We start from the raw sequence: 21885 nt of genomic DNA on the forward strand, positions 1-21885 counted from the left end.
AACGTCTGCCGGCGGCTAATTTTCACATCGCCATCGCTCTTATCTCGAGGAAAGCATGCTCAAACGACTCCACATCAAAAACTTCACAGTCTTTGAAGAGGCCGATCTGCAGTTCAGTAAACAGCTGAATGTGATCGTGGGGGAGAATGGCGCGGGAAAGACGCATCTGTTGAAGCTGGCGTACGCCGGGCTCGCGACCAGTTCCGAGGAGCGCAACCGGCCGAATGCGGCATCCATGGAACCGACAAAATCTGTTTTGCAGTTGCGAATGGCCGATAAGCTGGTGGGGGTTTTCCGTCCTGAGTCACTAGGAAGACTGGCCCGGCGCAAGCGAGGCCGCGAGCGATGTGATGTGAAGTTTTTCTTCGATAAGAGTGAATACGACCTGGCTTTCAGTTTCGCCACTAACAGCAAGACCGAAGTCAGTGTCGAACATCTGCCCAAATGTTGGCTCAAGGCAACACCTACGTATTTACCGACGCGTGAGTTGTTGAGCATCTACCCAAACTTTCTTGCGGTTTATGAGAACCACTACCTGGAGTTTGAGGAAACCTGGCGTGACACCTGCAGGCTACTTGGCGGGTTATTGCGTAAGGGACCTACCGAAGATCGTATTCGCGAGTTGCTCAGCCCTCTGGAAACCGCGATGCAGGGCAGTATTGAGCTGGATAAAAATGGGCGTTTTTATCTACGTAATGTCAGCGGCAGAATGGAAATTCCACTGGTAGCGGAGGGCTTGCGAAAGTTGGGCATGCTGGCACGTCTGATCAGTACGGGGGCCTTGCTGCATCAGGGGTATCTGTTCTGGGATGAACCGGAAGCGAACCTCAACCCTCGCTTGATCAAGCAAGTGGCCAAAACCATCGTTGATTTGAGCGCGAGTGGCATCCAGATATTCATAGCCACCCACAGCCTGTTTTTACTACGTGAGCTGGACATTCTGTTAACTGAAAAGCCTCAGGATGCAGCGTTTTTTGGTCTTCACAGCAGTGAAGGCGGGATTACCGTGAAACAAGGTGGGAGTTTGGAAGATATCGGCGATATCACCGCTCTTGAAGAAAGCCTGCAACAGTCCGACCGTTATCTGGCATTGGAGTGAAGGGCATGTCGGTTTTGCAGATTGAGAGGCTGACCTTTACGTTTCCGGCCCATTGGCAAGCCAGCAAGTTCGATGACTGGGGTTTCTATCGCAATCATTTCGTTAGGCAGCGCAATGATATTCAAGCTGTAGATATCCTGGCGCTGTCCCCGGATCAAATAGCCTTTTTCATCGAGGTCAAAGATTATCGTCACCCTCAGGCGCTCAAGCCATCGGCCTTACCCGAAGCGATTGCCAACAAGGTGTTTTGCACTTTGGCAGCTTTGCTGCCGGCCCGTCTGAATGGCAATACCTTGGAGCATGAGCGGGCGCTGAGCCAAGCCGTTCTCAATTGTCACAGGTTGCATGTGGTCGTTCACATCGAACAGCCTGCCGCACACCAGCCCAAGGTCGAACTTGCGGACATCAAGCAAAAGCTTAAACAACTACTGCGAGCTATAGACGCTCACCCAAAGATAGTCAGCATGCAAAGGCCTCAAGCAATGGCGTGGCTTGTTACGGCCCGTTAATCAAAGCTTTCGCGAGTATTTCATCACGCCGTCATTTCTTCTCACGCTGCCTTCAGCTGGTGTTTATCAGCATACGCCTGCAATTTCCCTGCTCTTCACCTTCGAAGACAGTCCTGAAACCCATCAGACCGCGAGCTTGTCCAGGCTGCACACGTCCTCGTCCTGTTCGTCTATGGCCTTGATCTCGTCGATCATCGCCGCGGCCAGGGGCGACAGGCGGTAGCCGGCGCGGCTGACGATGCCGTAGCGGGTGTAGAGCTCTTCCAGGTCGTCGGCCAGGCCGTCGATCTTCAGGCACACCAGTTCGCCCTTGGCGTTGTGCAAGGCGTCGCTGTAGGAGCCGACGATGCCGATGGCGTCTGAGCGCAGCACCACCCCCAGCAGGCTGTAGCTGTTTTCGCATTCCACATTGGGCGTGTAGTCCGGCTTGCCGCAGAGGTCGACGATGACCTTGCGCAGGTTCGGCGGGCGGATGGTCACCGCCAGCGGGTAGCTCATCAGTTCGCTGGCGCTGACGCTGTCGCGCTGGGCCAGCGGATGCCCGGCGCGGCAGCAGAAATGCCATTTGCGCGGGCGCAGGCGGTGAGTCAGGTAGTCCGGGTCGGCCTCGAAGTGGCGGGTGTCGGCCACGAAGAATTCGAACTCTTCGCTGAGCAGGCGCTTGCTCAGGCTTTGCCAGTCATCCACCTGGAACTGCACCCGGGCCTTGGGGTAGCGCCCGATGAAGCGGCCGATGGCCCGGGGGATCAATCCCGAGGCCGGCGCCGGGCCGCAGCCGAAGCGCAATTCCCCCGCCTCCAGGCCATTGAACTGACTGATCTCGTTGGCCATCTGCTGGGCGCCGCTGACCAGCCGGCGGGCGTGCTCCAGCAATAGCTGGCCCTGCTTGGTCGGTGCCAGGTCCTTGCGCCCGCGATCCACCAGTTGGCAACCGACGCTGTGTTCCAGGGCCTGGATGCTGCGGCTGAAGGCCGATTGCGAAAGGTTCACCGCCGCTGCGGCCGCAACAAAGCTGCGCTGTTCAGCGAGGGCAATGAAGTGACGGAGCTGGCGCAGGTCGATATGCATTTTTCACATAAAAAATATCGGGGAAATGCATTGGCTATGCATTAGGTCGACTCCTTATAAAGGCAATCTCTTATGCAGTAAATCTTTGTAAAAACATAAATAAATAACTTTAAGGAATATACGAGGCTGTATATTTTCTGACCAGGAGCCGCCCATGAGTCCGTTGTCCCTCGCTTCACCCCTCTCGCCCCGGCGGCTCAAGCGCCTGCCCCTGGCCCTGTTGCTGGCCGGCAGCGCGAGCTGGACGCCAAGCTGGGCCGAAGACGCCCAGGCGCCGGACACCACGCCGGCCAAGAGCAGCGCGAGCAAGGTTAAGGCCGATGATGGCCAGTTGCAGACGGTGACCGTGACCGCGCGGCGCCGCGAGGAAAGCTCGCAGAACGTGCCCACGCCCATGAGCGTGGTGGGCGGCCAGGCCCTGGAGAGCCAGCGGGTGTATCGCATTCAGGATCTGCAGCAACTGGTGCCCAGCGTCAACGTCGCCTACATGCATGCGCGCCAGTCCAGCGTGTCGATCCGCGGCCTGGGCAACAACCCGGCCAGCGATGGCCTGGAAGGCAGCGTCGGGCTGTACCTCGACAACGTCTACCTCGGCAGGCCGGGGATGGCGGTGTTCGACCTGATGGACATCGAGCAGTTGGAAGTGCTGCGCGGCCCCCAGGGCACCCTGTTCGGCAAGAACACCACCGCCGGGGTGATCAACATCAGCACCCGGGCGCCGAGCTTCACCCCGGAGCGCAGCATCGAAACCTCCCTCGGCGAGGACGGCTACTTCCAGACCAAGGGCACGATTTCCGGGCCGCTGACCGATGAACTGGCGGGGCGTTTCTCGGCCTATCGCACCCGCAGCGATGGCGACATCAAGAACGAGTTCGACGGCCACGACCTCAACGGCGGATCGCGCCAGGGCTTTCGCGGGCAACTGCTGTACAAGCCCAATGAAAGCTTCAACCTGCGCTGGATCGGCGACTACAACGAAGAGGACTCCAGCGCCGGCACCCGGGTGCTGTACAGCACCGGGCCGACCATCAACGGCACCAACGTCTACCAGTCCCGTGCGGCGGCGGCCGGGGCGACCCTGGTCAACGGCTCGCACCGCAAGGTCAACCTGGACAACGACCAGCATGTCACGGTGTTCCAGGGCGGCACTTCGCTGGAAGCCAACTGGACCCTGCCCAGCGATTTCACCCTGACCTCGGTCAGCGCCTACCGCTGGTGGAACTTCACCCCGCGCAACGACGACGGCCTCAACGTGCCGGCCAGCTACAACGCCGGGGTGTCGGTGGAAGACAAGCAGTGGTCGCAGGAATTTCGCCTGGCCTCGCCCACCGGTGGCTTCTTCGACTACGTGTTGGGCGCCTACTACTTCGGCTCCGACCTGGACAACAAATCCTTCGCCTATTACGGGCCCCAGGCGGACATCTGGAACGGCACCCCGGCCGGGGCCCTGAGCAACGTCACCAGCATCGGCAACGGGCATATCCAGACCAACAGCTTCGCCCTGTTCGCCCAGGGCACCTGGCACCTGACCGAGCGCCTGGATTTCACCGCCGGGCTGCGCGGCACTTACGAGGAAAAAAGCGCCTGGGTCAGCCGTAACGCCCCGCTGGGCGGCGCAGCGGTGGCCGGTGCCGCCGCCAACGCCCGTCGCGGCCGCACCGGGGCCTATGATTCCGGCGACCTCAACCAATACAGCACCAGCCCTTCGGGCCTGCTCAACCTCAGCTACCGCTTCACCGATGACCTGCTGGGCTACGCCACCTTGTCCCACGGCGAGAAGTCCGGCGGGGTCAACCTGGCGGTCGGCTCGGCGCCGACCGCCGGGGCCGACTCGCTGCTGATCGGCACCGAGCGCGCCAACAACGCCGAGCTGGGGTTCAAGAGCACCCTCTGGGATCGCCGTCTGCAACTCAACGCCAACCTGTTCTGGACCCAGGTCAACGGCTACCAGACCAACGCCTACGACAATGCCAACCGCGTGCAGTACCTGACCAACGCCGGTTCGGTGCGCTCGCGCGGGGTGGAAGTGGAAAGCACCCTGGTGCCGATTCGCGGCCTGACCCTGAACCTCAACGGTTCCTACAACGACGTGCGCTACCTGTCCTACAAGGATGCGCCGTGCCCACCGGAAGTCAGCCTGCGCCCCGGTGCACCGGCCTCCTGCGACCTCAGCGGGCACCAGGTGGTGGGCGCCTCGAAATGGATCGGCAACGCCAACGGCGAATACAAGTGGAACCTGGACAACGGCCTGGAAGAGTACGTCACCGCCAGCTACGCCTTCCGTTCCAAGGCCGTGGGCACCGTGGAGGATTCCGCTTACGGGCAGATCCCCAGCTACGCCGTGGTCAACCTGTCCACCGGCCTGCGCGGCAACTACCAACAGGGCCAGTGGGACGTCTCGCTGTGGCTGAAGAACGCCTTCGACAAGACCTACTACACCACCCTCTGGACCGCCGGCAACGGCGGTTACGAAGGCCTGCTGGGCACCCCGCGGACCCTCGGCGTGACCGGTCGCTACGACTTCTGATACCCGGCTTTTCGCACCTTGCGCCGGGTTCGCCGGCGCCTTTCGACTTGAACAGGAGTGCTTGTCATGTTGCGCCTCACCACCGCGTTGCCCCTGCTGTTGTCCACCGCCCTGCTGGCCTCGGCGGTGCAGGCCGCCCCCAGCGTCTACCCCACCGGAGTGACCCGCTACGATCCGGCCAGGGCCTATAACCAGTACGTGATCTTCAGCGGCGCCGATAAACAGACCCACCTGATCGACATGAACGGCAACGAGGTGAAGAACTGGCCGCAAGCCGGTTTTCCCTCGGCGATCATCGACCCGCAACTGGTGAACGGCGAGCGTGGCCGGGTGCTGTTGCAGCTCAAGGACAAGGAGCCCGGGCCCCTGGGCTCGGCCGGCAACGGCCTGGGCAACCAGAGCGTCGGTGAGCTGGACTGGAATGGCAAGGTGCTCTGGCAGTGGGGCGACCAGGCCCCGGGTGGCGCCGCCCAGCAGCACCACGACCAGCGCCGGCTGAGCAACGGCAACACCCTGGTGCTGGCCAACAAGGTGCACAAGGTGGCGGGGTTCAAGGTGCCCCAGGTGATCGACGATGCGATCTATGAAGTCAGCCCCGAGGGCCAGGTCAAATGGCAGTGGCTGGCCTCCGAGCATCTCAGGGAGTTCGGCTTTACCCCGGCGCAACTGAAGCTGGTGTACGGTACCGACAACCCGGACTACCTGCACATCAACAACCTCAGCGTGGTGGGCCCCAACCACTGGTTCGACGCCGGTGACCAACGCTTCGCCCCGGACAACCTGCTGATCGATTCGCGCAACGCCAACTTCATCGCCATCCTCGACAAGCACAGTGGCAAGGTGGTCTGGCGCCTGGGGCCGAACCTGGCGCCGATCAACCCCAAGACCGCGGGCAAGGTGCCGCGTCCGGTGGATCAGTTCGTCGGCCAGCATGACGCCCACATCATTCCCGCCGGCTTGCCGGGGGCCGGCCACCTGCTGGTGTTCGACAACCAGGGCACGGCCGGTTACCCCTCGGTGCCTCTGGGGCTGATCGCCGGCTCCCGGGTGCTGGAGATCGACCCGATCAAGAATGAAATCGTCTGGCAGTACAGCGCCGCCAGTTCCCGGCAGCCGGGCTGGGCCTTCTACAGTTCGTTCATCAGCAGCGCGCGGCGTTTGCCCAACGGCAACACGCTGATCGACGAAGGCATGAACGGGCGCTTCTTCCAGGTCACCGCCGGTGGCGAAATCGTCTGGGAATACGTCAGCCCCTACCTGGGCAAGGCCCCCGGCAGCGAGGCCATCAGCAACTGGGTGTACCGCGCCTTGCCAGTGAATTACGACTGGGTGCCCGAGGGCACGCCGCGTTCGCAAACCGCGGTGAGTGTGCCGGAGTCTGGGCTGAAACAGGCCAGTGCCAGCACGGGGATTTGAGCTAGAGGCCGTGCTGCGGCTGCGGTCAGGTTGGGCTGGCAGCCCAGCGGGAGCAAGCTCCCTCGCCACAAATGAGGTGCGGGAGCAGCTCTGGGGGAGGCCTTCAGAAGTAGAAGAACAGGCCGGTGTCCCGTTCCAGGGCCAGTCGATTCAGGGCGATGAGCTTGTGGATAAGTTCATCCTCCGCCGCCGCGGTCTGGGTGAGGATCGACAGCGCCGTGGCCAGGGCGGCCCGACCCTGGATCGAAGCGTCTTCGTAGTCGTCGATCAGAGTGCCCAGGGCGTGGTTCAGGCTCGGTAACAGGTCGCTGCTGCACAGGGCGGTCCACTGCTCCGCGGACAGCGCCAGTTCCTCCAGGTCCCCCGGCAGGCACTGGTCCAGATCCAGGCGTTGCATGGCGTCCTTGCTGGTGGGCACGACTATCCATTTGCGCGGTGTGTTCATGGCTGCCAGCGCTCGACGAAGGCCTTGAAGTCGGCGGCCACCGGGTAGCGGCTGGCGTTCTCGGGGTCGAAGATTTCCACCGCCACCTGCGGGCTGTTGAAGTCCAGGCAGATCAGCAGGCCGCCGGCATCCCGGGCGATCGGCAGGCAACCGGCGGGCAGCCCCGGCACGCGGCCAGGGCTGGCGTACCAGAGCAGGGTCCAGGGCTGGTTGCTCAGGCCGAACTCGAAGAACTCGCTGATGCAGGTGTAGCCGCCGCCATAGGCGAAGCCGCCGATCCCCGGGGTGGCGGCCTCGGCGTATTGCACCAGCTCCAGGTACAGCGCCGGGAACTCGACGCCGAGGCGTTGTTGCACCTGGGCGATCAGCTGTTGGTCCACTGCAGATCCGGGTTCTATTTCCCAGGCATTCCAGTCCGTGGTCATGTTCGACATGCGCCTTGTGATTGAAGACATGCGCCCGCGCGCGGGGGCGAGCGGGCGATTGTAGGCGTGTCGTCCGGTGCGCGGTAGGCGCTAGTTGCAGCTCTGGCCTTCGGGCAGGGTGACGCTGTATTTGCGTTGCACGCGGTTGCGAAAGTCCAGGTTGTCGAGGCTTTCCTGCACCAGGAAATCCTCGACCTTGGCGTCCTGGCAGTCCTCGTTATAGGACGAGGCCCGCAGCAGGAACACCGTGCGCCGGCTCTGCTCGTCCTTGGCCTTGATGTTGAAGGTCGAAAGGGTGGTGTAGCCGGTGCGCTCCGAGGAGCCGATGGCGCGGTAGGACATCACCGGGGTGCTGGTGCACACCGTCTGCTGGTGCTTGCCGGGTATGCAGGTGGTTTTGGTGCTGCTGGGCACCTGGCCGTAGTCGGTGGCGGTGTAGCGGTAGCTGGTCTTTTTACTGCCCACGGCAAGGGCGATGTTCATGCGAAACGGCGGGTGGTTTTTCGGCAGCGACGATTCGGTATACACCTGGGTAAAACCCATGCCATGCAGGGCGGCGACCATGTCGCGCAGGTAGTAGCTGGCCTTGAGGCCCTGGGCATCCTTGGCGCCGTCGACGGTTACCAGCACCGGTGCCTTGGGGTCGAAGTAATAGTCTTGGGCCGGGGTGGCGTCGATCGCCACTTCCAGTTTGTTGGCGCAGCCGGTCAAAAAACAGGCGAGCAAAAGCAGCGGGCAGAGCAGGTAGCGAGTCATGAATAAGCCAATGTGCAACGTGAGGAATGGATAAGGCTTTAACGATCGAGACTCGGTTCGAACAAACGCGGGGGGTTACGCAGGCTCGCTGGCCTGATACTCCAGCAGGTCGCCGGGTTGGCAGTCGAGTGCAGCGCAGAGTTTGTCCAGGGTCTCGATTTTCATCCCCTTGACCTTGCCATTTTTCAGCAACGACAGATTCGCCTCGGTAATGCCCAGGATGGCGGCCAGCTCTTTGGAGCGAATCTTGTTTTTAGCCATGACAACGTCAAGCCGAACGATAATGGTCATCTCATTGTTCTATATGTAGTGACTGTGCTCATCACTGAGGACTTTGGCGTCGCGCATGATAATGGAAAACGAGCAGAGCAAGATTCCTTTGACCACCTCGTAAGCGGCGTAGGACGAGAAGCCCGCGGAGATCTGCAGAATGCGCTGGCCGGGCGGCAGGTCGATGGACAGGGCCAGGCCTTGCAGGGTTTCCATCATCGGGAAAGTGGCCGGGGCGACGATCCACAGCATGCCCACGCGCCAGAGGATGCGGATGTTGCGATCGCTCCAGGTTTCGCCGCGCGACAGCCGCAGGAAGAACACCCCGGTCAGGTACAGGGCGAAGCTCGACAGCAGCAGGGGCAGGAAGTCGAGGATCACTAGCAGGGTGAAGCTTGCGGACGACAGCTTGAAATCGGCTTCCAGCAGGCGCGGCGAGTGTTCGGCGAATACGCTGAGCAGGGCACCGAGCATCTGGTCCTTGTTGTAGATCCACATTCCGGCATTGCCGCCGACCTCGACGACACCCATGACCCAGGCCAGGATCGCGGCCAGCAGGCCGACCCGTCGCAAGCGGTATTGGGCCGAGCCGTTGATTGGGGAGTGCATGCGTTATTCCTTGCAAAACGGGGGAGGTGGCTGATTATTGATAAAAAATTATCGAATTACAATAATTTATTTCTCTGGGATTGTTCTCGTCTAGTCGCCTGGAATGATGTTGTGGCGAGGGAGCTTGCTCCCGCTCGGGCGCGTAGCGGCCGTAGAACCTGAGGTTGCGATCTTGTTGGTGTACATATCCGTTGCTGCGGGTGCGGCGGCTGGCGGTTTCGCTCTTACAGCGACTCACTTTTGAAAAGCGCAAAAGTAAGCAAAACGCTCCTGCCCCTCCACTCGGTGCCTCGCCTAGGCTCGGCATGCCCTCCCTCCGGCATTGATCCGTGGGCCGCCGCCACAGGCCATCCATGGTCTGGGGCGGCTAACCCGGCGTCCTGCCGGGTTACCCACGGCTCAATGCCTGCGTTCGGCCATCGTGTCTAAGGGGGCAGGCAGATCAAAAGCCAGAGCAAGATCAACAGCTGACGGCGGCCTGCCGGCCGGCCTATTTCTGGCGTCCTCCACGTTCCCTGTAGCCGCTGCCGAGCCTGCGAGGCTGCGAAAAGGACCGCAGGGCCTTGCTTGGCGATCTCACGCCGAGCCTCTAATGCCTACCGGATCGCCGCAAGTCTCCAAGAGCCACGCGGTGTCGCGCGAATCAGTCGCGCTGCGGCTCGAGCAAGTCGAATGACAGGACTTTGATTGTCAGGTCGACGCTATAGACGAAACCCACCCGCGCGCTCGGGTGGAGATGCTCCGGCAGGCGGTAGCTCTCCCAAGCGTTGAGCATGTATTGCCCATCTGCTGATGGCCTACGTTCCCCCGAGCGCAGGGGCGTGCCCAGCAGCTCGCGAATGTCGGCGTGGGTCATGCTGCGTGAGAACGGGGCGGGCAGTTCGCCGCTGTAGAACGAGCGCCCCTGTTCAAGGGGCATGAGTTCGATCAGCACCTTTTCCAGGGCCAGGCTGTCTTCCCAGAAGTCCAGCATCAGGCCGGGCTCGACGACCACGGTCAGCCATTCGAATTCGTCGTAGAGCTTGCCCATCGGGCGCTCGATGCGCTCTCCCCGGGCGATCAGTGCTTCATGGCTGAGCCCGAGGCTGCTTACCCAGCGGCTGATCGTTTTAGCGTCCATGGTTTCTCCATTGTCCTGTGCTGAGTGGGGGCTCGTTGGCGGCCGATCTTAGCCGGTTGAAAAGACCAGTGGCTCCGTTGGGACACAAAGAAAGCCGCCTGCAATGTCGGCAGGCGGTTGGTTTGAGGCGCGCTGTCAGGTCGGTTGTGGTGCTGTGTCGAGCTGCGCCCGGCCCTGATAGCTGGCCGGGCTGAAGATTCGCGTCAACAGCAGCATCGCCAGGACACCGACGATCAGCACCCACCAGGCGCTGACAAAACTGCCGGTCACTTGCCGCAGCCAGCCGCTCAACCACGGTGAGATGGCATTGATCAGAAAGCCCACGCCCTGGACAAAGGCCGCCAGTTGCCCGGCTTCCCGGGGATCGCGGTGATGATCCAGGGTCAGGATCAGGCTCAGGGCAAAGCACGCTCCGAGGCCGAAGCCGATCAGCGCCACCCACAGGTGCGGGCTCTGTAAAGGCCACAGCACCAGCCCGAGAAACCCCACGGCCTGGGCCGCAAGGCTGATGCCCAGCAGTGGGCGGCGGTCGCTGCTGCGCTGGGCCAGGGCGGGCATCAGCAGGGCGGCGGTGACTTGGAAAATCGTCATGAAGGCCAGCAGCGAGCCGCTCTGGGTGGCGCTCCAGCCCAGCTGCAGGTAGTAGGCCGGCAGCCAGGCCACCATGCTCATGTAGCCGCAGTTCACCAGGCCAAAATACAGCGCCAGCAGCCAGGCGCGGCGGTTGCTCCAGAGCCCGGCCATGGGCGTCGGAGTGCTTGTACGGCGGCCGGCACCCAGAGGCAGACACAGCCACAGCAGCAGCGCCGCCAGGGCCGGCAGCAGCCAGACGCCCAGCCCGATTTGCCAGTCGGCGAAGTGGCTGGCCACGTGGGGGCTGAGCAGGGCGGCGAGACCGCCACCGCCCATCAGCGAGGCCGAGTAGACGCCCATGGCCAGGGCCACGCGCTGCTGGAACTGACGCTTGATCAGGGCCGGCACCAGTGCCTGGATCAGGGCCACGCCGGCACCGCCTAGCAGCGCGGTGGCGAGCAAGGCCGTGGCTTGGCCGAAGCACAGCCGCACCCCGCAGGCCAGCAGTACCAGCAGCAAACCCAGGGACACACCGTGGCGTTCGCCGAGGCGGGCTTCGATCCGTACCCCGAGCAAGGCCACCAGGCCCATGCAGATCACCGGCAGGCTGGTGAGCCAGGCGCTGCCCTGGAAACTCAGGCCGGTGGCGCCGCGAATCTCGTTGAGCAGCGGGCTGACCGAGCTGAGGATCGGTCGCAGGTTCAGGCCCAGGCACACCAGCAGCACCCAGCCGGCCCAGCGCTGGAAGGTGGATTCAGTTCGCGGCATGGCGCTGCTGCCAATCCTGGTAAAGGGCGATCATCGCCGCCTGGGGCAGGTGCAGCAGCGGCAGGTGCTGGGCTTCCAGCGGTTTGCTCAGCTGTTGGTAGATGGCCGCGGTAGACAGGCCGAACGGCTGCGCCTGTTCATTGCTGGCGGCGAACACCGCGCGGGACACGCCGCACAGGTACATGGCGGCCAGGCACATGGGGCAAGGCTGGCCGCTGGCATAGATCACGCAGTCGTCCAGACGCGGGCCCAGCTGCTGGCTGGCCGTGCGGATGGCGAGCATTTCAGCGTGGGCGGTGGGGTCCTGGCTGAGGTGGATTTCATTCACCGCTTCGGCCAGTACTCGGCCGTTACGCACCAGCAGCGCGCCGAACGGGCGCCCGCCCTGTTCGACGTTGCGCCGGGCCAGTTCAACGGCCCGTTGCAGGTAGTGTTGATCGTCGTTCATCAAGGTTTCCGTGGAAGAGGAGGCAGGAGCACGCACTGAAGTTGCGTCAGAAGCGCTGGTTCCGGTTGCTGGAGGGGCAGTATGGTGAGCGGCCTTGGTATTCTGAAATTAAATATAACCATGCCAATCAGTGGCATTGAGGATGGTGAGTGAACATGCTGGACCCCGTGTTGCTTCGCAGTTTTGTCGCGGTGGCCGACAGCCAGAACTTCACCCGCGCCGCCGAGCGCCTGCACCTGACCCAGTCCACCGTGAGTCAGCAGGTGCGGCGCCTGGAAGAGAGCCTGGGCTGTCAGTTGCTCGATCGCGACCAGCGCCGGGTGGTGGCCACGGTGGAGGGCGAGCGCCTGCTGGCTTATGCCCGGCGCATCCTGGCGCTGCATGAAGAAGCCTGTGATGTGCTGCTCAACCAGCGCGGCGAGGAGGTGCTGCGCCTGGGTGTGCCGGAAGACTTCGCCGCCGAGCGCCTGATGCCGATGCTTTCGCGCTTTGGCCTGGACTACCCGGCGGTGCGCCTGGAGGTCACCTGCGGCCTGGGGCCGGAGCTGCTGCGCCAGTTCCGCCGTGGCGAATTCGATCTGTTGCTGGTCAAGCAGATGGGCCACAGCGACGACTGCCTGGAGTCCTGGCCCGAGCCTTTGTGCTGGGTCGACAGCTTGCACCAGCCGGCCTTGGGCCGCGATCCGCTGCCGCTGGTGGCTTTTCCGGTGGGCGGGTTGTATCGCCAGGAAATGCTTCACCACCTGGAGGTCGGCGGCTGGCCGTGGCGCATCGCCTATTCCAGCGCCAGCCTGGCCAGTGTCTGCTCGGCGGTGGCGGCGGGTCTGGGCATCAGCCTGTTGCCGGTGCGGGTGCTGGGCAAGGGCCATCGGCTGCTCGACGCCGCCAGCGGCCTGCCGGATATCCAGGGCGTGCGCCTGGCGCTGTACGCCGGCAGTGGCCTGAGTCGGGCCGGCAAGGCATTACAAGAGCAGTTGAGGGCAGTGGCCAGCGTCAAGCCGCAAGTTGAAAACACCGGGAAGTTATAAGTGCTTTTGTTTCGGTCATGGCTTGAAGAGCGCCGGTGGCGGGCGATGGCTGGCAAATCGGTTATTGCCCACGTGTGTGGCTATTGAAGTCCGCGGCGAGTGCGCTTGGAGCCGCTTGTTTTTCTGTACTGACCGCTCTGTTTCGATGCTTTGCGGGAATATTTTCGATGCCTGCAAGGCATGGCGTTTTCCCCTCTTGGCTGCAGCCCTTGAATCACGGGGGCTGGGGTATTTCCGGTCAATCAAATATTCCCTTTCGATCTATATATAACTTGAAAGATTACTTTAAGAGATAAGCGCGGGGCGCCGATCATTGAGCCCGCGGCACCGTTGTGTGGGGGTTGTTCAAACGCCGGTGCCGGGCTTTTCAAAAAGATCGTAGGGAGTGAATCCATGGGCAATGTCCAGACCGCCGCCAGTGCACACGAGGTGCTGTGGCGCCAGGCACCGAGCGGCGAGTTGGTCGACCTCGGCCGGCCTCACCGCTCGCCGCTGGGCCAATTGCGTCTGCAACGCACGCCCAAGGGAGTATTGCGTCGTCGTGAGGCGATCCTCCTGGGCGTTGCGGCCCTGGTATTGCACGGTGCAGTGATCTACTGGTTGAGCCAGAAGCCGACCCCGGTGCTGCCCATCGTGCCGCCGGAGATTCCGCCCATGACCATCGAATTCTCCCACCCGGCGCCGCCCGTGGTGGAGCCGCCTCCGCCTCCGCCTGTGCCGGTACAGCCCGTGGTGGAGCCGCCGCCTCCGGTGGAGGACGAGCTGGCGGTCAAGCCGCCACCGCCCAAGCCGGTGCCCAAACCCAAGCCCAAACCGGTGCCCAAGCCCGAGCCGAAACCCGCGCCCAAGCCGGTGCAGCAGACGCCGGCGGCGCCGCAACCTGCAGCGCCAGTAGCCGCCCCGGCAGCGCCCGCGCCACCGGCCCCCGTGACCCCGGCTTCGGCCAGCGCCGCGTACCTGAAGAACCCGGCACCGGAATACCCGTCACTGGCCCAGCGCCGGGGCTGGGAAGGCACGGTGCTGCTGCGGGTGCACGTGCTGGCCAGCGGCAAGCCGGGGGAGATCCAGATCCAGAAGAGCAGCGGTCGCCAGCAACTCGACGATGCGGCCCTGGCCGCGGTCAAGCGCTGGAGCTTCGTCCCCGCCAAGCAGGGTGACGTGGCCCAGGACGGCTGGGTCAGCGTACCCATCGACTTCAAGATTCATTGAGCCGCAAGGCCGATCAAATAACGCGCGCTAAACGCTTACACAGAGGGAACACATCATGACGTTACTGGCATCTCCACTGGAATCCATCGAAAGCGCGGTGATCTGGCTGTTGGTGGTCTTCTCCGTCGCCACTTGGGGCCTGGCTTTGGTCAAGGGCGTGCAGTTCGCCCGCCTCAAGTCCCAGGATCGCAAGTTTCACAATCAATTCTGGGCCGCTTCCAGCCTCGACTCCGCCGCCGCCCTGAGTGAAACCGCGCCCGGCGCGGCGGCCCGGGTGGCCCAGGCCGGCTATGCGGCGATCCAGGTCGGCGACGCGCCGCATGCGGCGGACCTGAGCCAGGCGATCAATCATCAGGACCGCCTCGAACGCGCCTTGCGCCAGCAGATCGTGCGGGAACGCCGCTCCCTGGAAACCGGCCTGGCGGTGGTCGCCAGTATCGGCAGCACCTCGCCCTTCATCGGCCTGTTCGGCACCGTGTGGGGGATCATGGAAGCCCTGAAAGGCATCAGCGCCGCCGGCTCGGCGAGCCTGGAAACCGTGGCCGGCCCGATCGGCGCGGCGCTGGTGGCCACCGGCGTGGGGATCGCCGTCGCGGTGCCGGCGGTGCTGGTCTACAACTACTTCCTGCGGCGCCTGAAGCTCACCGCCGCGGACCTCGACGACTTCGCCCACGACTTCTACAGCCTGGCGCAGAAGAGCTCGTTTCGCGTGCTGATCCACCCGAGCGCGCACAAGGTGGCGGCCCAGGGCGGCCAGCAGAAAGTCAAGGAGGCCTCCTGACATGGCCTTCTCCACCCAAGACAGCGATGAAGTGCTGAGCGAGATCAACGTCACCCCGTTGGTGGACGTGATGCTGGTGCTGCTGGTGGTGTTCATCGTCACCGCGCCGCTGCTGACCAACGCCATTCCGATCAACCTGCCCAAGACCGAGGCCGTGGCCCCGGTGGAGCAGAAGGACCCGCTGGTGGTGAGCATCGACGGCACCGGCAAACTCTTTATCAACAAGGACCAGATCCAGCCGGACCTGCTGGAAACCAACTTGCAAGCGGCCAAGGCCAAGGACCCGCAAGTGCGGGTCCAGCTGCAGGCCGACGATGGCGTCAACTACGGCGAAGTGGCCCGTGCCATGGCGTCCATCGAGCGTGCGGGCATCACCAAGCTTTCGGTGATTACCGCACGCTGACACCGAGCAACAAAGCCACGACTTTTCAGGCCGTCTCCTTGGCAGGGTGCGGCCTTTTTTTTGCCTGACGAAAAAGCCCCCGCAGAGCCCCCTTCGCCGGCGAGAACACCCCCGCAATCGCGCCAACTGTAGGAGCTGGCTTGCCAGCGAAGGCGTCCTCAAGGTTGCGCAAGAGCTGATGGCCTCTTCGCCGGCAAGCCGGCTCCTACGGAGGGCAGGGGATGTTTTATATTCGTTTAAGGTATTAATAAATAGCTTCTTATTCCTTAACGAATATAAATCCCCTCCCTATACTCGTTCGGGAACAGACACGCAGCAGGAGAGTTCCCCATGCGCAACGAATCCATTCGCTACTTGATTGTGCCGGGCTGGCAAGGATCGCCAGAAGATCATTGGCAAACCCATTGGCAGAACAGCCTGCCCAACAGTGCGCGGGTGGAGCAGGCCGATTGGCTGACGCCGCGCCGCGAGGACTGGGTGGCGGCCCTGGCCGAAGCCATCGCCGCCGACGACACCCCGGTAATCCTGATTGCCCACAGCCTGGGCTGCATCACCGTGGCCCATTGGGCAGCGCGGGCGCCTCTGGCCGCCCTGCGTCAGGTGCGTGGCGCGCTGCTGGTGGCTCCGGCGGACGTCGAGCGCCCGGCCTGTGCCCCGGCCCTGCGCAATTTCGCGCCCATCCCTCGGGACCTGCTGCCGTTCCCCAGCCAGGTGGTCGGCTCGGACAACGACAGCGCCGTGAGTGCCCCGCGGGCTCTGCAGCTGGCCCGCGACTGGGGCGCCGAGGCCGGGATCCTGGCCGGTGCCGGGCATATCAACGTCAAGTCCGGCCACCAGCGCTGGGAGCAGGGCTTCGCCTATCTCTACCGTCTGCAGAACCGCATGGAGCAACACGCGCGGCGTCGTGCCTGATCGTCCTTTTCCTGTTTAAGCGCCCCCGTCCCCAGGCGGCCTGGGGCGGGAGTCTGCCATGAGTCCTCACACCCCTTTCGGCCAGCCGTTGCTGACCTTTCCCGATGCGGAAAAAAGCCCCCTGAGCATCCGCGCCAAGGCGCTGGTGTTCGTCGACCCGCGTTCGCGGCAACTGCGTGAAGAACTGGAGCAACTGGCGCCGCGCGCGGTGTCGGTGCTGATCCGTGGCGAAACCGGCACCGGCAAGGAACTGCTGGCCCGGCATATTCACCGCGCCAGCGATCGCAGTGGCCTGTTCGTCTCGGTCAACTGCGGCGCCATCAGCCCGACCTACGCCGACGCCGAACTGTTCGGCTATGCCGCCGGCAGCTTCAGTGGCTCGGCCAGCAGCCGCGCCGGCTGGTTCGGCTCGGCCAATGGCGGGACCCTGTACCTGGACGAGATCGGCGATCTGCCGTTGCCGATCCAGACCAAGCTGCTGGCGGCCCTGGAGAACCACGAAGTGACCCGGGTCGGCGCCCAGCAGCCGAGCCCGGTGGACGTGCGCCTGGTGGCGGCCACCAGCATCGACCTGGCCCAGGCGGTGGCGGCGGGCAAGTTCCATGAGCGCCTGTATCGCTACCTCAGCGAGGGCCAGCTGGAATTGCCGGCGCTGCGCGAGCGAGTGGGGGACATCGAGTCCCTGGCCGAGTACTTCCTGGGCATTTACAGCCAGCGCCTGGACCTGTCGGTGCCGCTGATCAGCGAAGCCGCGCAGCAGGCCCTGGAGCGCCATAGCTGGCCGGGCAATACCCGCGAGCTGGAGAACGTCATTCACTTTGCGCTGCTGGTCAGTAGTGGCGAAGAGATCCTGCCGGAGCACCTCAACCTGCCGTCGGCGCCTTCGCCCCTGGAGCAGATCGAGCAACTGCTGCGGCAGATCGGCGACAGCGGGTCCGCCGCCGAGCGCCAGGCGTTGCAACAGTTGTTGCAACGCACCGCCCTGACCTGAAACCCCGGCCATCGTAGGCACTGGCTTGCCAGCGAAGGCGTGCGCCAGAGCGATGCAAGGCTGAGGGCCTGTTCGCTGGCAAGCCGGCTCCTACGCAGGTTGGCCCGGCAGACGGGAGGTCGCAGGCCAGAGCCTTGGGTTGCTGTATGAACAAAATGGAATATGAACGTGAATAAAAGATATTTTTAGGGAATAAAAAATCTCGGTATTGTCCGCTTCACGCCAGCAGTGGCACATCACTGGCACCTCAATCAGTTCCCTATTTGAAGCCGTCGGCGATTCCGACCCCTAAGGACCTTGCATGAAAAAAGTTCTGTTGTTCACCGCACTGGCGGCAGCCCTGAGCGCCGGTATTGCCCAGGCCGCCGAGAAGCTGGTGGTCGCCGCGACTCCGGTGCCCCACGCCGAGATTCTCGAGCTGATCAAGCCCACCCTGGCCAAGGAAGGCGTGGACCTGGAAATCAAGGTCTTCACCGACTACGTACAACCCAACGTGCAGGTCGATCAGAAGCGTCTGGACGCCAACTACTTCCAGACCCTGCCGTACCTGAATAACTTCAACGAAGGCAAGGGCACGCACCTGGAAACCGTGATCGGTGTGCACGTCGAACCCTTCGGCGGCTACTCGAAGAAGGTCAAGTCCCTGGCCGAGCTGAAAGACGGCGCCACCATCGCCATCCCCAACGAAGGCAGCAACAGCGGCCGGGCCCTGATCCTGCTGCAGAAGGCCGGGCTGATCGAGCTCAAGGATCCGAAGAACGCCGTGTCCACGCCCAAGGACATCGCCAAGAACCCGCACAACTTCAAGTTCAAGGAACTGGAGTCGGCCATGCTGCCGCGGGTCCTGGATCAGGTTGACCTGGACATGATCAACACCAACTACGCCCTGGAAGCCGGCCTGAACCCGGCCAAGGATGCGCTGGTGATCGAAGGTGCCGATTCGCCTTATGTGAACTACCTGGTGGCGCGTCCGGACAACAAGGACAGCGCGGCGATCCAGAAGCTGGCCAAGGCCCTGACCAGCCCCGAGGTGAAAGCCTTCATCGAGAAGAAGTACAACGGCGCGGTATTGCCAGCGTTCTGATGAACTAGGCTACTGACCCGATAAACCCCTTCAAGGTTTGAACGCCGACGGCTAGCACAGCGTCGGCGTTTTTTATTGCGCCCGCGCAAGCGGCAGGAGCCGGCCGGGCGGCGTTCCGCTTGCCAGTCCCTACAGTGGAGCGCTTTTGGCGGTGGCTTGGAGGGCCCGGCGCAAGGCCGTCAGCCATTTCACCAGCTCATGGGGATCCAGCGGTTGCGGGGTCTTCGCGTCGGCCATGGTGATTGTCCTGGTCAGGCTCAAGGGCAGAAAAGGTAGTTGCTCGGCGCCAGCCCGGCAAATCCGCGGGTTAGGTTTTTGAGTGATATCAATATGCCGTAACGGTATTTAAATTCTGCTTTTTATAGCTATAAAGTCGCGGCAGCCGGGCGGTTACCCACTGCCCCACGGACTGCACCACCGCCGCTGTACCCCAGCGGCGTCCAGGACTTTCAATGACCCTCGATTACGCTTTTATCCTCAGCACCCTGCCGGCCTTTCTCAAAGCCGTGGGGGTGACCCTGCAGGTCGGCCTGATCGCCATCGGCACTTCCTTGCTGGTAGCCCTGATCAACGCCACCATCCTGGTGTTTCGCACCCCTTACCTGCGGCGGCTGATTGGCCTGTACGTGGAGCTGGCGCGCAACACACCGCTGCTGATCCAGCTGTTCTTCGTCTATTTCGCCTTGCCGGCCCTGGGCATCAAGGTTTCCGGTTTCGCCGCGGCGATCATCACCATGACCTTCCTTGGCGGTGCCTACCTCACCGAAGTGCTGCGCGCCGGGGTCGAAGCCGTGCCCCAGGCGCAGCTGGAATCGGGCCGCTCCATCGGCCTGTCGCAGTGGCAACTGCTGCGCTACGTGATCCTGCCTCAGGCCGGGATCCTCAGCCTGCCGTCGCTGTTCGCCAATTTCATTTTCCTGCTCAAGGAAACCACCGTGGTTTCGGCGGTGGCGGTGCCGGAGATTCTCTACACCACCAAGAGCTACATCGCCCTGTACTACAAGACCTATGAAATGCTCGCGGTGCTGACCCTGATCTGCGTGCTGCTGTTCTTGCCGCTGTCGCTGTTGCTCAGCCGTCTGGAAAGGAGGTTGCAACATGGCCAGTTCGGGTCTTGAGCTGTTGCTGGTGTCCCTGCCGCAACTGGCCCGGGGCGCCGCGCAGACCTTGTCGATTTCCCTGTTGAGCATTGCCTTCAGCACCTTGGGCGGGGTGCTCTACGGCGTGTTGCGCAGCCTGCAACGCAAGGTGCTGGACGTGCCGCTGCGGATCTACCTGGAGCTGTTCCGGGCGATTCCGGTGCTGGTCTGGCTGTACCTGTTGTTCTTCGGCTTTCCGATCTTCTTCGGCCTGAGCATTCCCAGCTTCACCTGCGCGGTGCTGGTGCTGTCGCTGTGGGGCGCCAGCGAGGTTGGCGAGGTGGTGCGCGGCGCGTTGCAGTCGCTGCCTCGGGGCCAGCGTGAAGCCGGCCTGTCCATCGGTCTGTCCGGGGCCCAACTGTACGGCTACGTGTTGCTGCCCCAGGCGCTGAAACGCATGACGCCACCGACCATCAACGTCTACACGCGGATCATCAAGACCAGCTCCCTGGCGGTGCTGATCGGCGTGGTGGATGTGATCAAGGTCGGCCAGCAGATCATCGAGCGCACCTATGAATCGGTGCTGATCTACGGCGTGCTGTTCCTGTTTTTCTTCTTTATCTGCTACCCGCTGTCGGCCGCCTCCCGCGTGCTGGAGCGGCGCTGGACGCAAGCATGAGCGCATTGATCGAGTTCCAGGGTTTCAACAAGTTCTTCGGCCCGCAGCAGGTGCTCAAGGAGGTCGACCTCTGCGTGGCGGCGGGGGAGGTGATCGTCATCCTCGGCCCCAGCGGCTGCGGCAAGAGCACCTTGCTGCGCTGCCTCAACGGCCTGGAAACGGCCCACAGCGGGCACCTGCGTTTTGCCGGGCGCGAGCTGCTCGGCCCCGCCACCGACTGGCGCCAGGTGCGCCAGCAGATCGGCATGGTGTTCCAGAGCTACCACCTGTTCCCGCACATGAACGTGCTGGACAACATCCTCCTGGGGCCGCTCAAGGTGCAACAGCGCGAGCCCCGCGAAGCCCGGGCCCAGGCCGAAGCGCTGCTGGAGCGGGTAGGCCTTCTGGACAAGCGCGAGGCCTTTCCCCGGCAGCTGTCCGGTGGCCAGCAGCAACGCATCGCCATCGTCCGCTCGCTGTGCATGAACCCCCAGGTGATGCTGTTCGACGAGGTCACCGCGGCCCTTGATCCGGAAATGGTCAAGGAGGTGTTGCAAGTGATCCAGGGCCTGGCCCGGGACGGCATGACCCTGTTGATCGTCACCCACGAAATGGCCTTCGCCCGGGCCGTGGCCGACCGCATCGTGTTCATGGATGGCGGGCGCATCGTGGAACAGAACACCCCCGAGGCTTTCTTCACGAACCCGCAGAGCGCACGCGCGCAGCAGTTCCTGGAGAAGTTCTCCTTCGTTGAAGCACTGCCCAAGAAAGCCCCTAAAAAGGAACCGGAGCTCTTATGAAAACTGCCAAGTCTTCGCTGTTGTTACTGCCGCTTTTCGGTCTGGCCCTGCTGGCCGGCTGCGATAAATCCAATGATGCGCCCAAGCCGGCGGCCAGCGCTGCCAGCGCCGCGCCGGCGGCCGGTTACCTGGACAAGATCAAGGCCCGGGACAAGCTGATCGTCGGCGTGTTCACCGACAAGCCGCCGTTCGGTTTCGTCGATGAAACCGGGCGCTACGTGGGCTTCGATACCGACATCGGCCGCCAGTTCGCCAAGGACCTGCTGGGGGACGAGAACAAGGTGGAGTTCGTCGCCGTGGAACCGGCCAGCCGCATTCCCTTCCTGCAGAGCGACAAGGTCGACCTGATCCTGGCCAACATGACCGTGACCCCGGAGCGCAAGCAGGCGGTGGAGTTCACCAACCCCAACCTCAAGGTGGCGGTGCAGGCCCTGGTGCCCGAGGGCAGCGCGGTGAAGAGCCTGGATGACCTGGCGACCCGCACCACCATCGTCACCACCGGCACCACCGCCGACCTGTGGCTGACCCAGAATCACCCGGACTGGAAACTGCTCAAGTTCGAGAAGAACACCGAATCCCTGCAAGCCCTGGCCAATGGTCGCGGCGATGCCTATGCCCAGGACAACCTGATCCTGTTCAGCTGGTCCAAGCAGAACCCTGGCTACCGCGTGCTGCCGCAGACTTTGGGCGAACAGGCGCCGATTGCCCCGGCGGTGAAGAAGGGCAACCTCGAACTGCGCGATTGGGTGAATGCCGAACTGGCCAAGCTGGGCGAAGAGAAATACCTGCTCAAGCTGTATGACCAGTACGTGCGCAAGGAACTGAGCGACGACACCAAGCCTGAGAGCGTGATTGTCGAAGGCGGCAAATGGCAGGGTTGAGACGTACCGCTGGCGGCTACAGGGTC

The 21885-nt window shown here is 63.1% G+C and carries 24 protein-coding genes; 15 read left to right on the forward strand and 9 right to left on the reverse strand.

The window, feature by feature from the left end:
* Positions 1–55 precede the first annotated feature (55 nt).
* On the forward strand, positions 56–1099 hold the full coding sequence (locus tag DNK59_RS05685; protein ID WP_092318515.1) for an ATP/GTP-binding protein: 1044 nt from the start codon (positions 56–58) through the stop codon (positions 1097–1099).
* Positions 1100–1104: 5 nt separating this feature from the next.
* A complete protein-coding gene (locus DNK59_RS05690; RefSeq protein WP_110722552.1) occupies positions 1105–1608 on the forward strand; it encodes a hypothetical protein in 504 nt (167 codons plus the stop codon).
* A 123-nt stretch (positions 1609–1731) separates the two neighbouring features.
* Here the strand turns inward: DNK59_RS05690 and DNK59_RS05695 are convergent, their stop codons facing one another.
* Entirely contained in the window at positions 1732–2676 is a 945-nt protein-coding gene (locus DNK59_RS05695; protein ID WP_110722553.1) for a LysR family transcriptional regulator, read from the reverse strand.
* A gap of 154 nt (positions 2677–2830) precedes the next feature.
* Here DNK59_RS05695 and DNK59_RS05705 point away from each other — a divergent pair, with 154 nt between their 5' ends.
* Positions 2831–5203, forward strand: coding sequence for a TonB-dependent receptor (locus DNK59_RS05705; RefSeq protein WP_110722554.1), 2373 nt, complete (start codon positions 2831–2833; stop codon positions 5201–5203).
* A gap of 66 nt (positions 5204–5269) precedes the next feature.
* Complete coding sequence (locus tag DNK59_RS05710; RefSeq protein WP_110722555.1) at positions 5270–6619, forward strand: aryl-sulfate sulfotransferase; 1350 nt, start codon at positions 5270–5272, stop codon at positions 6617–6619.
* A gap of 103 nt (positions 6620–6722) precedes the next feature.
* Here the strand turns inward: DNK59_RS05710 and DNK59_RS05715 are convergent, their stop codons facing one another.
* From DNK59_RS05715 to DNK59_RS05750, 8 genes are all read right to left on the reverse strand, one after another.
* A complete protein-coding gene (locus tag DNK59_RS05715; protein WP_177431206.1) occupies positions 6723–7064 on the reverse strand; it encodes a hypothetical protein in 342 nt (113 codons plus the stop codon).
* Entirely contained in the window at positions 7061–7489 is a 429-nt protein-coding gene (locus DNK59_RS05720; RefSeq protein ID WP_256596298.1) for an SMI1/KNR4 family protein, read from the reverse strand. The genes DNK59_RS05715 and DNK59_RS05720 overlap by 4 nt, the downstream gene beginning before the upstream one ends.
* Before the next feature lie 90 nt (positions 7490–7579).
* A complete protein-coding gene (locus tag DNK59_RS05725) occupies positions 7580–8245 on the reverse strand; it encodes a hypothetical protein (protein ID WP_110722558.1) in 666 nt (221 codons plus the stop codon).
* A 75-nt stretch (positions 8246–8320) separates the two neighbouring features.
* A complete protein-coding gene (locus tag DNK59_RS05730) occupies positions 8321–8536 on the reverse strand; it encodes a helix-turn-helix transcriptional regulator (protein ID WP_016963103.1) in 216 nt (71 codons plus the stop codon).
* Positions 8537–8545: 9 nt separating this feature from the next.
* The gene (locus DNK59_RS05735) at positions 8546–9124 is read right to left on the reverse strand and encodes a hypothetical protein (RefSeq protein ID WP_092318529.1); all 579 of its coding nucleotides are present in this window, start codon (positions 9122–9124) and stop codon (positions 8546–8548) included.
* 643 nt (positions 9125–9767) lie between these two features.
* The gene (locus DNK59_RS05740; protein WP_110722559.1) at positions 9768–10244 is read right to left on the reverse strand and encodes a DUF6392 family protein; all 477 of its coding nucleotides are present in this window, start codon (positions 10242–10244) and stop codon (positions 9768–9770) included.
* Between the two features lie 135 nt (positions 10245–10379).
* Positions 10380–11585 carry a CynX/NimT family MFS transporter gene (locus tag DNK59_RS05745; protein ID WP_110722560.1) on the reverse strand — a complete coding sequence of 402 codons (1206 nt, stop codon included), beginning with the start codon at positions 11583–11585 and terminating at the stop codon, positions 10380–10382.
* Positions 11572–12033, reverse strand: a complete 462-nt coding sequence (locus DNK59_RS05750; RefSeq protein ID WP_110722561.1) for a nucleoside deaminase — start codon at positions 12031–12033, stop codon at positions 11572–11574. The genes DNK59_RS05745 and DNK59_RS05750 overlap by 14 nt, the downstream gene beginning before the upstream one ends.
* Before the next feature lie 155 nt (positions 12034–12188).
* Here DNK59_RS05750 and DNK59_RS05755 point away from each other — a divergent pair, with 155 nt between their 5' ends.
* The 11 genes from DNK59_RS05755 (at position 12189) to DNK59_RS05805 (ending at position 21859) form a co-directional block, all read left to right on the forward strand.
* The gene (locus DNK59_RS05755) at positions 12189–13061 is read left to right on the forward strand and encodes a LysR substrate-binding domain-containing protein (RefSeq protein ID WP_110722715.1); all 873 of its coding nucleotides are present in this window, start codon (positions 12189–12191) and stop codon (positions 13059–13061) included.
* A 393-nt stretch (positions 13062–13454) separates the two neighbouring features.
* Positions 13455–14270: an energy transducer TonB gene (locus DNK59_RS05760; protein WP_110722562.1), complete on the forward strand. Its 816-nt coding sequence runs from the start codon at positions 13455–13457 to the stop codon at positions 14268–14270.
* Between the two features lie 55 nt (positions 14271–14325).
* Entirely contained in the window at positions 14326–15051 is a 726-nt protein-coding gene (locus DNK59_RS05765; protein ID WP_092318546.1) for a MotA/TolQ/ExbB proton channel family protein, read from the forward strand.
* Position 15052: 1 nt separating this feature from the next.
* A complete protein-coding gene (locus tag DNK59_RS05770) occupies positions 15053–15454 on the forward strand; it encodes a biopolymer transporter ExbD (protein ID WP_110722563.1) in 402 nt (133 codons plus the stop codon).
* Between the two features lie 330 nt (positions 15455–15784).
* Positions 15785–16366 carry an alpha/beta hydrolase gene (locus DNK59_RS05775; RefSeq protein ID WP_110722564.1) on the forward strand — a complete coding sequence of 194 codons (582 nt, stop codon included), beginning with the start codon at positions 15785–15787 and terminating at the stop codon, positions 16364–16366.
* Between the two features lie 58 nt (positions 16367–16424).
* Entirely contained in the window at positions 16425–17357 is a 933-nt protein-coding gene (locus tag DNK59_RS05780) for a sigma 54-interacting transcriptional regulator (protein WP_110722565.1), read from the forward strand.
* A gap of 301 nt (positions 17358–17658) precedes the next feature.
* On the forward strand, positions 17659–18441 hold the full coding sequence (locus DNK59_RS05785) for a MetQ/NlpA family ABC transporter substrate-binding protein (RefSeq protein ID WP_110722566.1): 783 nt from the start codon (positions 17659–17661) through the stop codon (positions 18439–18441).
* A 452-nt stretch (positions 18442–18893) separates the two neighbouring features.
* Complete coding sequence (locus tag DNK59_RS05790) at positions 18894–19559, forward strand: amino acid ABC transporter permease (protein WP_092318554.1); 666 nt, start codon at positions 18894–18896, stop codon at positions 19557–19559.
* Entirely contained in the window at positions 19540–20199 is a 660-nt protein-coding gene (locus DNK59_RS05795) for an amino acid ABC transporter permease (protein WP_011058612.1), read from the forward strand. Before DNK59_RS05790 ends, DNK59_RS05795 begins: the two co-directional genes overlap by 20 nt.
* Positions 20196–20978, forward strand: a complete 783-nt coding sequence (locus tag DNK59_RS05800; protein ID WP_110722567.1) for an amino acid ABC transporter ATP-binding protein — start codon at positions 20196–20198, stop codon at positions 20976–20978. Before DNK59_RS05795 ends, DNK59_RS05800 begins: the two co-directional genes overlap by 4 nt.
* Positions 20975–21859 (forward strand): transporter substrate-binding domain-containing protein, encoded by an 885-nt coding sequence (locus DNK59_RS05805; RefSeq protein ID WP_110722568.1) that lies wholly within the window; start codon positions 20975–20977, stop codon positions 21857–21859. Before DNK59_RS05800 ends, DNK59_RS05805 begins: the two co-directional genes overlap by 4 nt.
* The last annotated feature ends 26 nt before the right edge of the window (positions 21860–21885 follow it).

The organism is Pseudomonas sp. TKO26 (assembly GCF_003225665.1).
Classification (GTDB): Bacteria; Pseudomonadota; Gammaproteobacteria; order Pseudomonadales; family Pseudomonadaceae; genus Aquipseudomonas; species Aquipseudomonas saponiphila.

What these genes read in the sequence shown, in the direction of transcription:
- DNK59_RS05780 (WP_110722565.1), top strand. Translation starts at nt 16,425, where the DNA reads ATGAGTCCTCACACCCCTTTCGGCCAGCCGTTGCTGACCTTTCCCGAT.
- DNK59_RS05760 (WP_110722562.1), top strand. Translation starts at nt 13,455, where the DNA reads ATGGGCAATGTCCAGACCGCCGCCAGTGCACACGAGGTGCTGTGGCGC.
- DNK59_RS05695 (WP_110722553.1), bottom strand. Translation starts at nt 2,676, where the DNA reads ATGCATATCGACCTGCGCCAGCTCCGTCACTTCATTGCCCTCGCTGAA.
- DNK59_RS05690 (WP_110722552.1), top strand. Translation starts at nt 1,105, where the DNA reads ATGTCGGTTTTGCAGATTGAGAGGCTGACCTTTACGTTTCCGGCCCAT.
- DNK59_RS05685 (WP_092318515.1), top strand. Translation starts at nt 56, where the DNA reads ATGCTCAAACGACTCCACATCAAAAACTTCACAGTCTTTGAAGAGGCC.
- DNK59_RS05720 (WP_256596298.1), bottom strand. Translation starts at nt 7,489, where the DNA reads ATGACCACGGACTGGAATGCCTGGGAAATAGAACCCGGATCTGCAGTG.
- DNK59_RS05795 (WP_011058612.1), top strand. Translation starts at nt 19,540, where the DNA reads ATGGCCAGTTCGGGTCTTGAGCTGTTGCTGGTGTCCCTGCCGCAACTG.
- DNK59_RS05800 (WP_110722567.1), top strand. Translation starts at nt 20,196, where the DNA reads ATGAGCGCATTGATCGAGTTCCAGGGTTTCAACAAGTTCTTCGGCCCG.
- DNK59_RS05745 (WP_110722560.1), bottom strand. Translation starts at nt 11,585, where the DNA reads ATGCCGCGAACTGAATCCACCTTCCAGCGCTGGGCCGGCTGGGTGCTG.
- DNK59_RS05715 (WP_177431206.1), bottom strand. Translation starts at nt 7,064, where the DNA reads ATGAACACACCGCGCAAATGGATAGTCGTGCCCACCAGCAAGGACGCC.
- DNK59_RS05755 (WP_110722715.1), top strand. Translation starts at nt 12,189, where the DNA reads ATGCTGGACCCCGTGTTGCTTCGCAGTTTTGTCGCGGTGGCCGACAGC.
- DNK59_RS05805 (WP_110722568.1), top strand. Translation starts at nt 20,975, where the DNA reads ATGAAAACTGCCAAGTCTTCGCTGTTGTTACTGCCGCTTTTCGGTCTG.
- DNK59_RS05765 (WP_092318546.1), top strand. Translation starts at nt 14,326, where the DNA reads ATGACGTTACTGGCATCTCCACTGGAATCCATCGAAAGCGCGGTGATC.
- DNK59_RS05725 (WP_110722558.1), bottom strand. Translation starts at nt 8,245, where the DNA reads ATGACTCGCTACCTGCTCTGCCCGCTGCTTTTGCTCGCCTGTTTTTTG.
- DNK59_RS05750 (WP_110722561.1), bottom strand. Translation starts at nt 12,033, where the DNA reads ATGAACGACGATCAACACTACCTGCAACGGGCCGTTGAACTGGCCCGG.
- DNK59_RS05735 (WP_092318529.1), bottom strand. Translation starts at nt 9,124, where the DNA reads ATGCACTCCCCAATCAACGGCTCGGCCCAATACCGCTTGCGACGGGTC.
- DNK59_RS05710 (WP_110722555.1), top strand. Translation starts at nt 5,270, where the DNA reads ATGTTGCGCCTCACCACCGCGTTGCCCCTGCTGTTGTCCACCGCCCTG.
- DNK59_RS05770 (WP_110722563.1), top strand. Translation starts at nt 15,053, where the DNA reads ATGGCCTTCTCCACCCAAGACAGCGATGAAGTGCTGAGCGAGATCAAC.
- DNK59_RS05730 (WP_016963103.1), bottom strand. Translation starts at nt 8,536, where the DNA reads ATGACCATTATCGTTCGGCTTGACGTTGTCATGGCTAAAAACAAGATT.
- DNK59_RS05790 (WP_092318554.1), top strand. Translation starts at nt 18,894, where the DNA reads ATGACCCTCGATTACGCTTTTATCCTCAGCACCCTGCCGGCCTTTCTC.
- DNK59_RS05740 (WP_110722559.1), bottom strand. Translation starts at nt 10,244, where the DNA reads ATGGACGCTAAAACGATCAGCCGCTGGGTAAGCAGCCTCGGGCTCAGC.
- DNK59_RS05775 (WP_110722564.1), top strand. Translation starts at nt 15,785, where the DNA reads ATGCGCAACGAATCCATTCGCTACTTGATTGTGCCGGGCTGGCAAGGA.
- DNK59_RS05785 (WP_110722566.1), top strand. Translation starts at nt 17,659, where the DNA reads ATGAAAAAAGTTCTGTTGTTCACCGCACTGGCGGCAGCCCTGAGCGCC.
- DNK59_RS05705 (WP_110722554.1), top strand. Translation starts at nt 2,831, where the DNA reads ATGAGTCCGTTGTCCCTCGCTTCACCCCTCTCGCCCCGGCGGCTCAAG.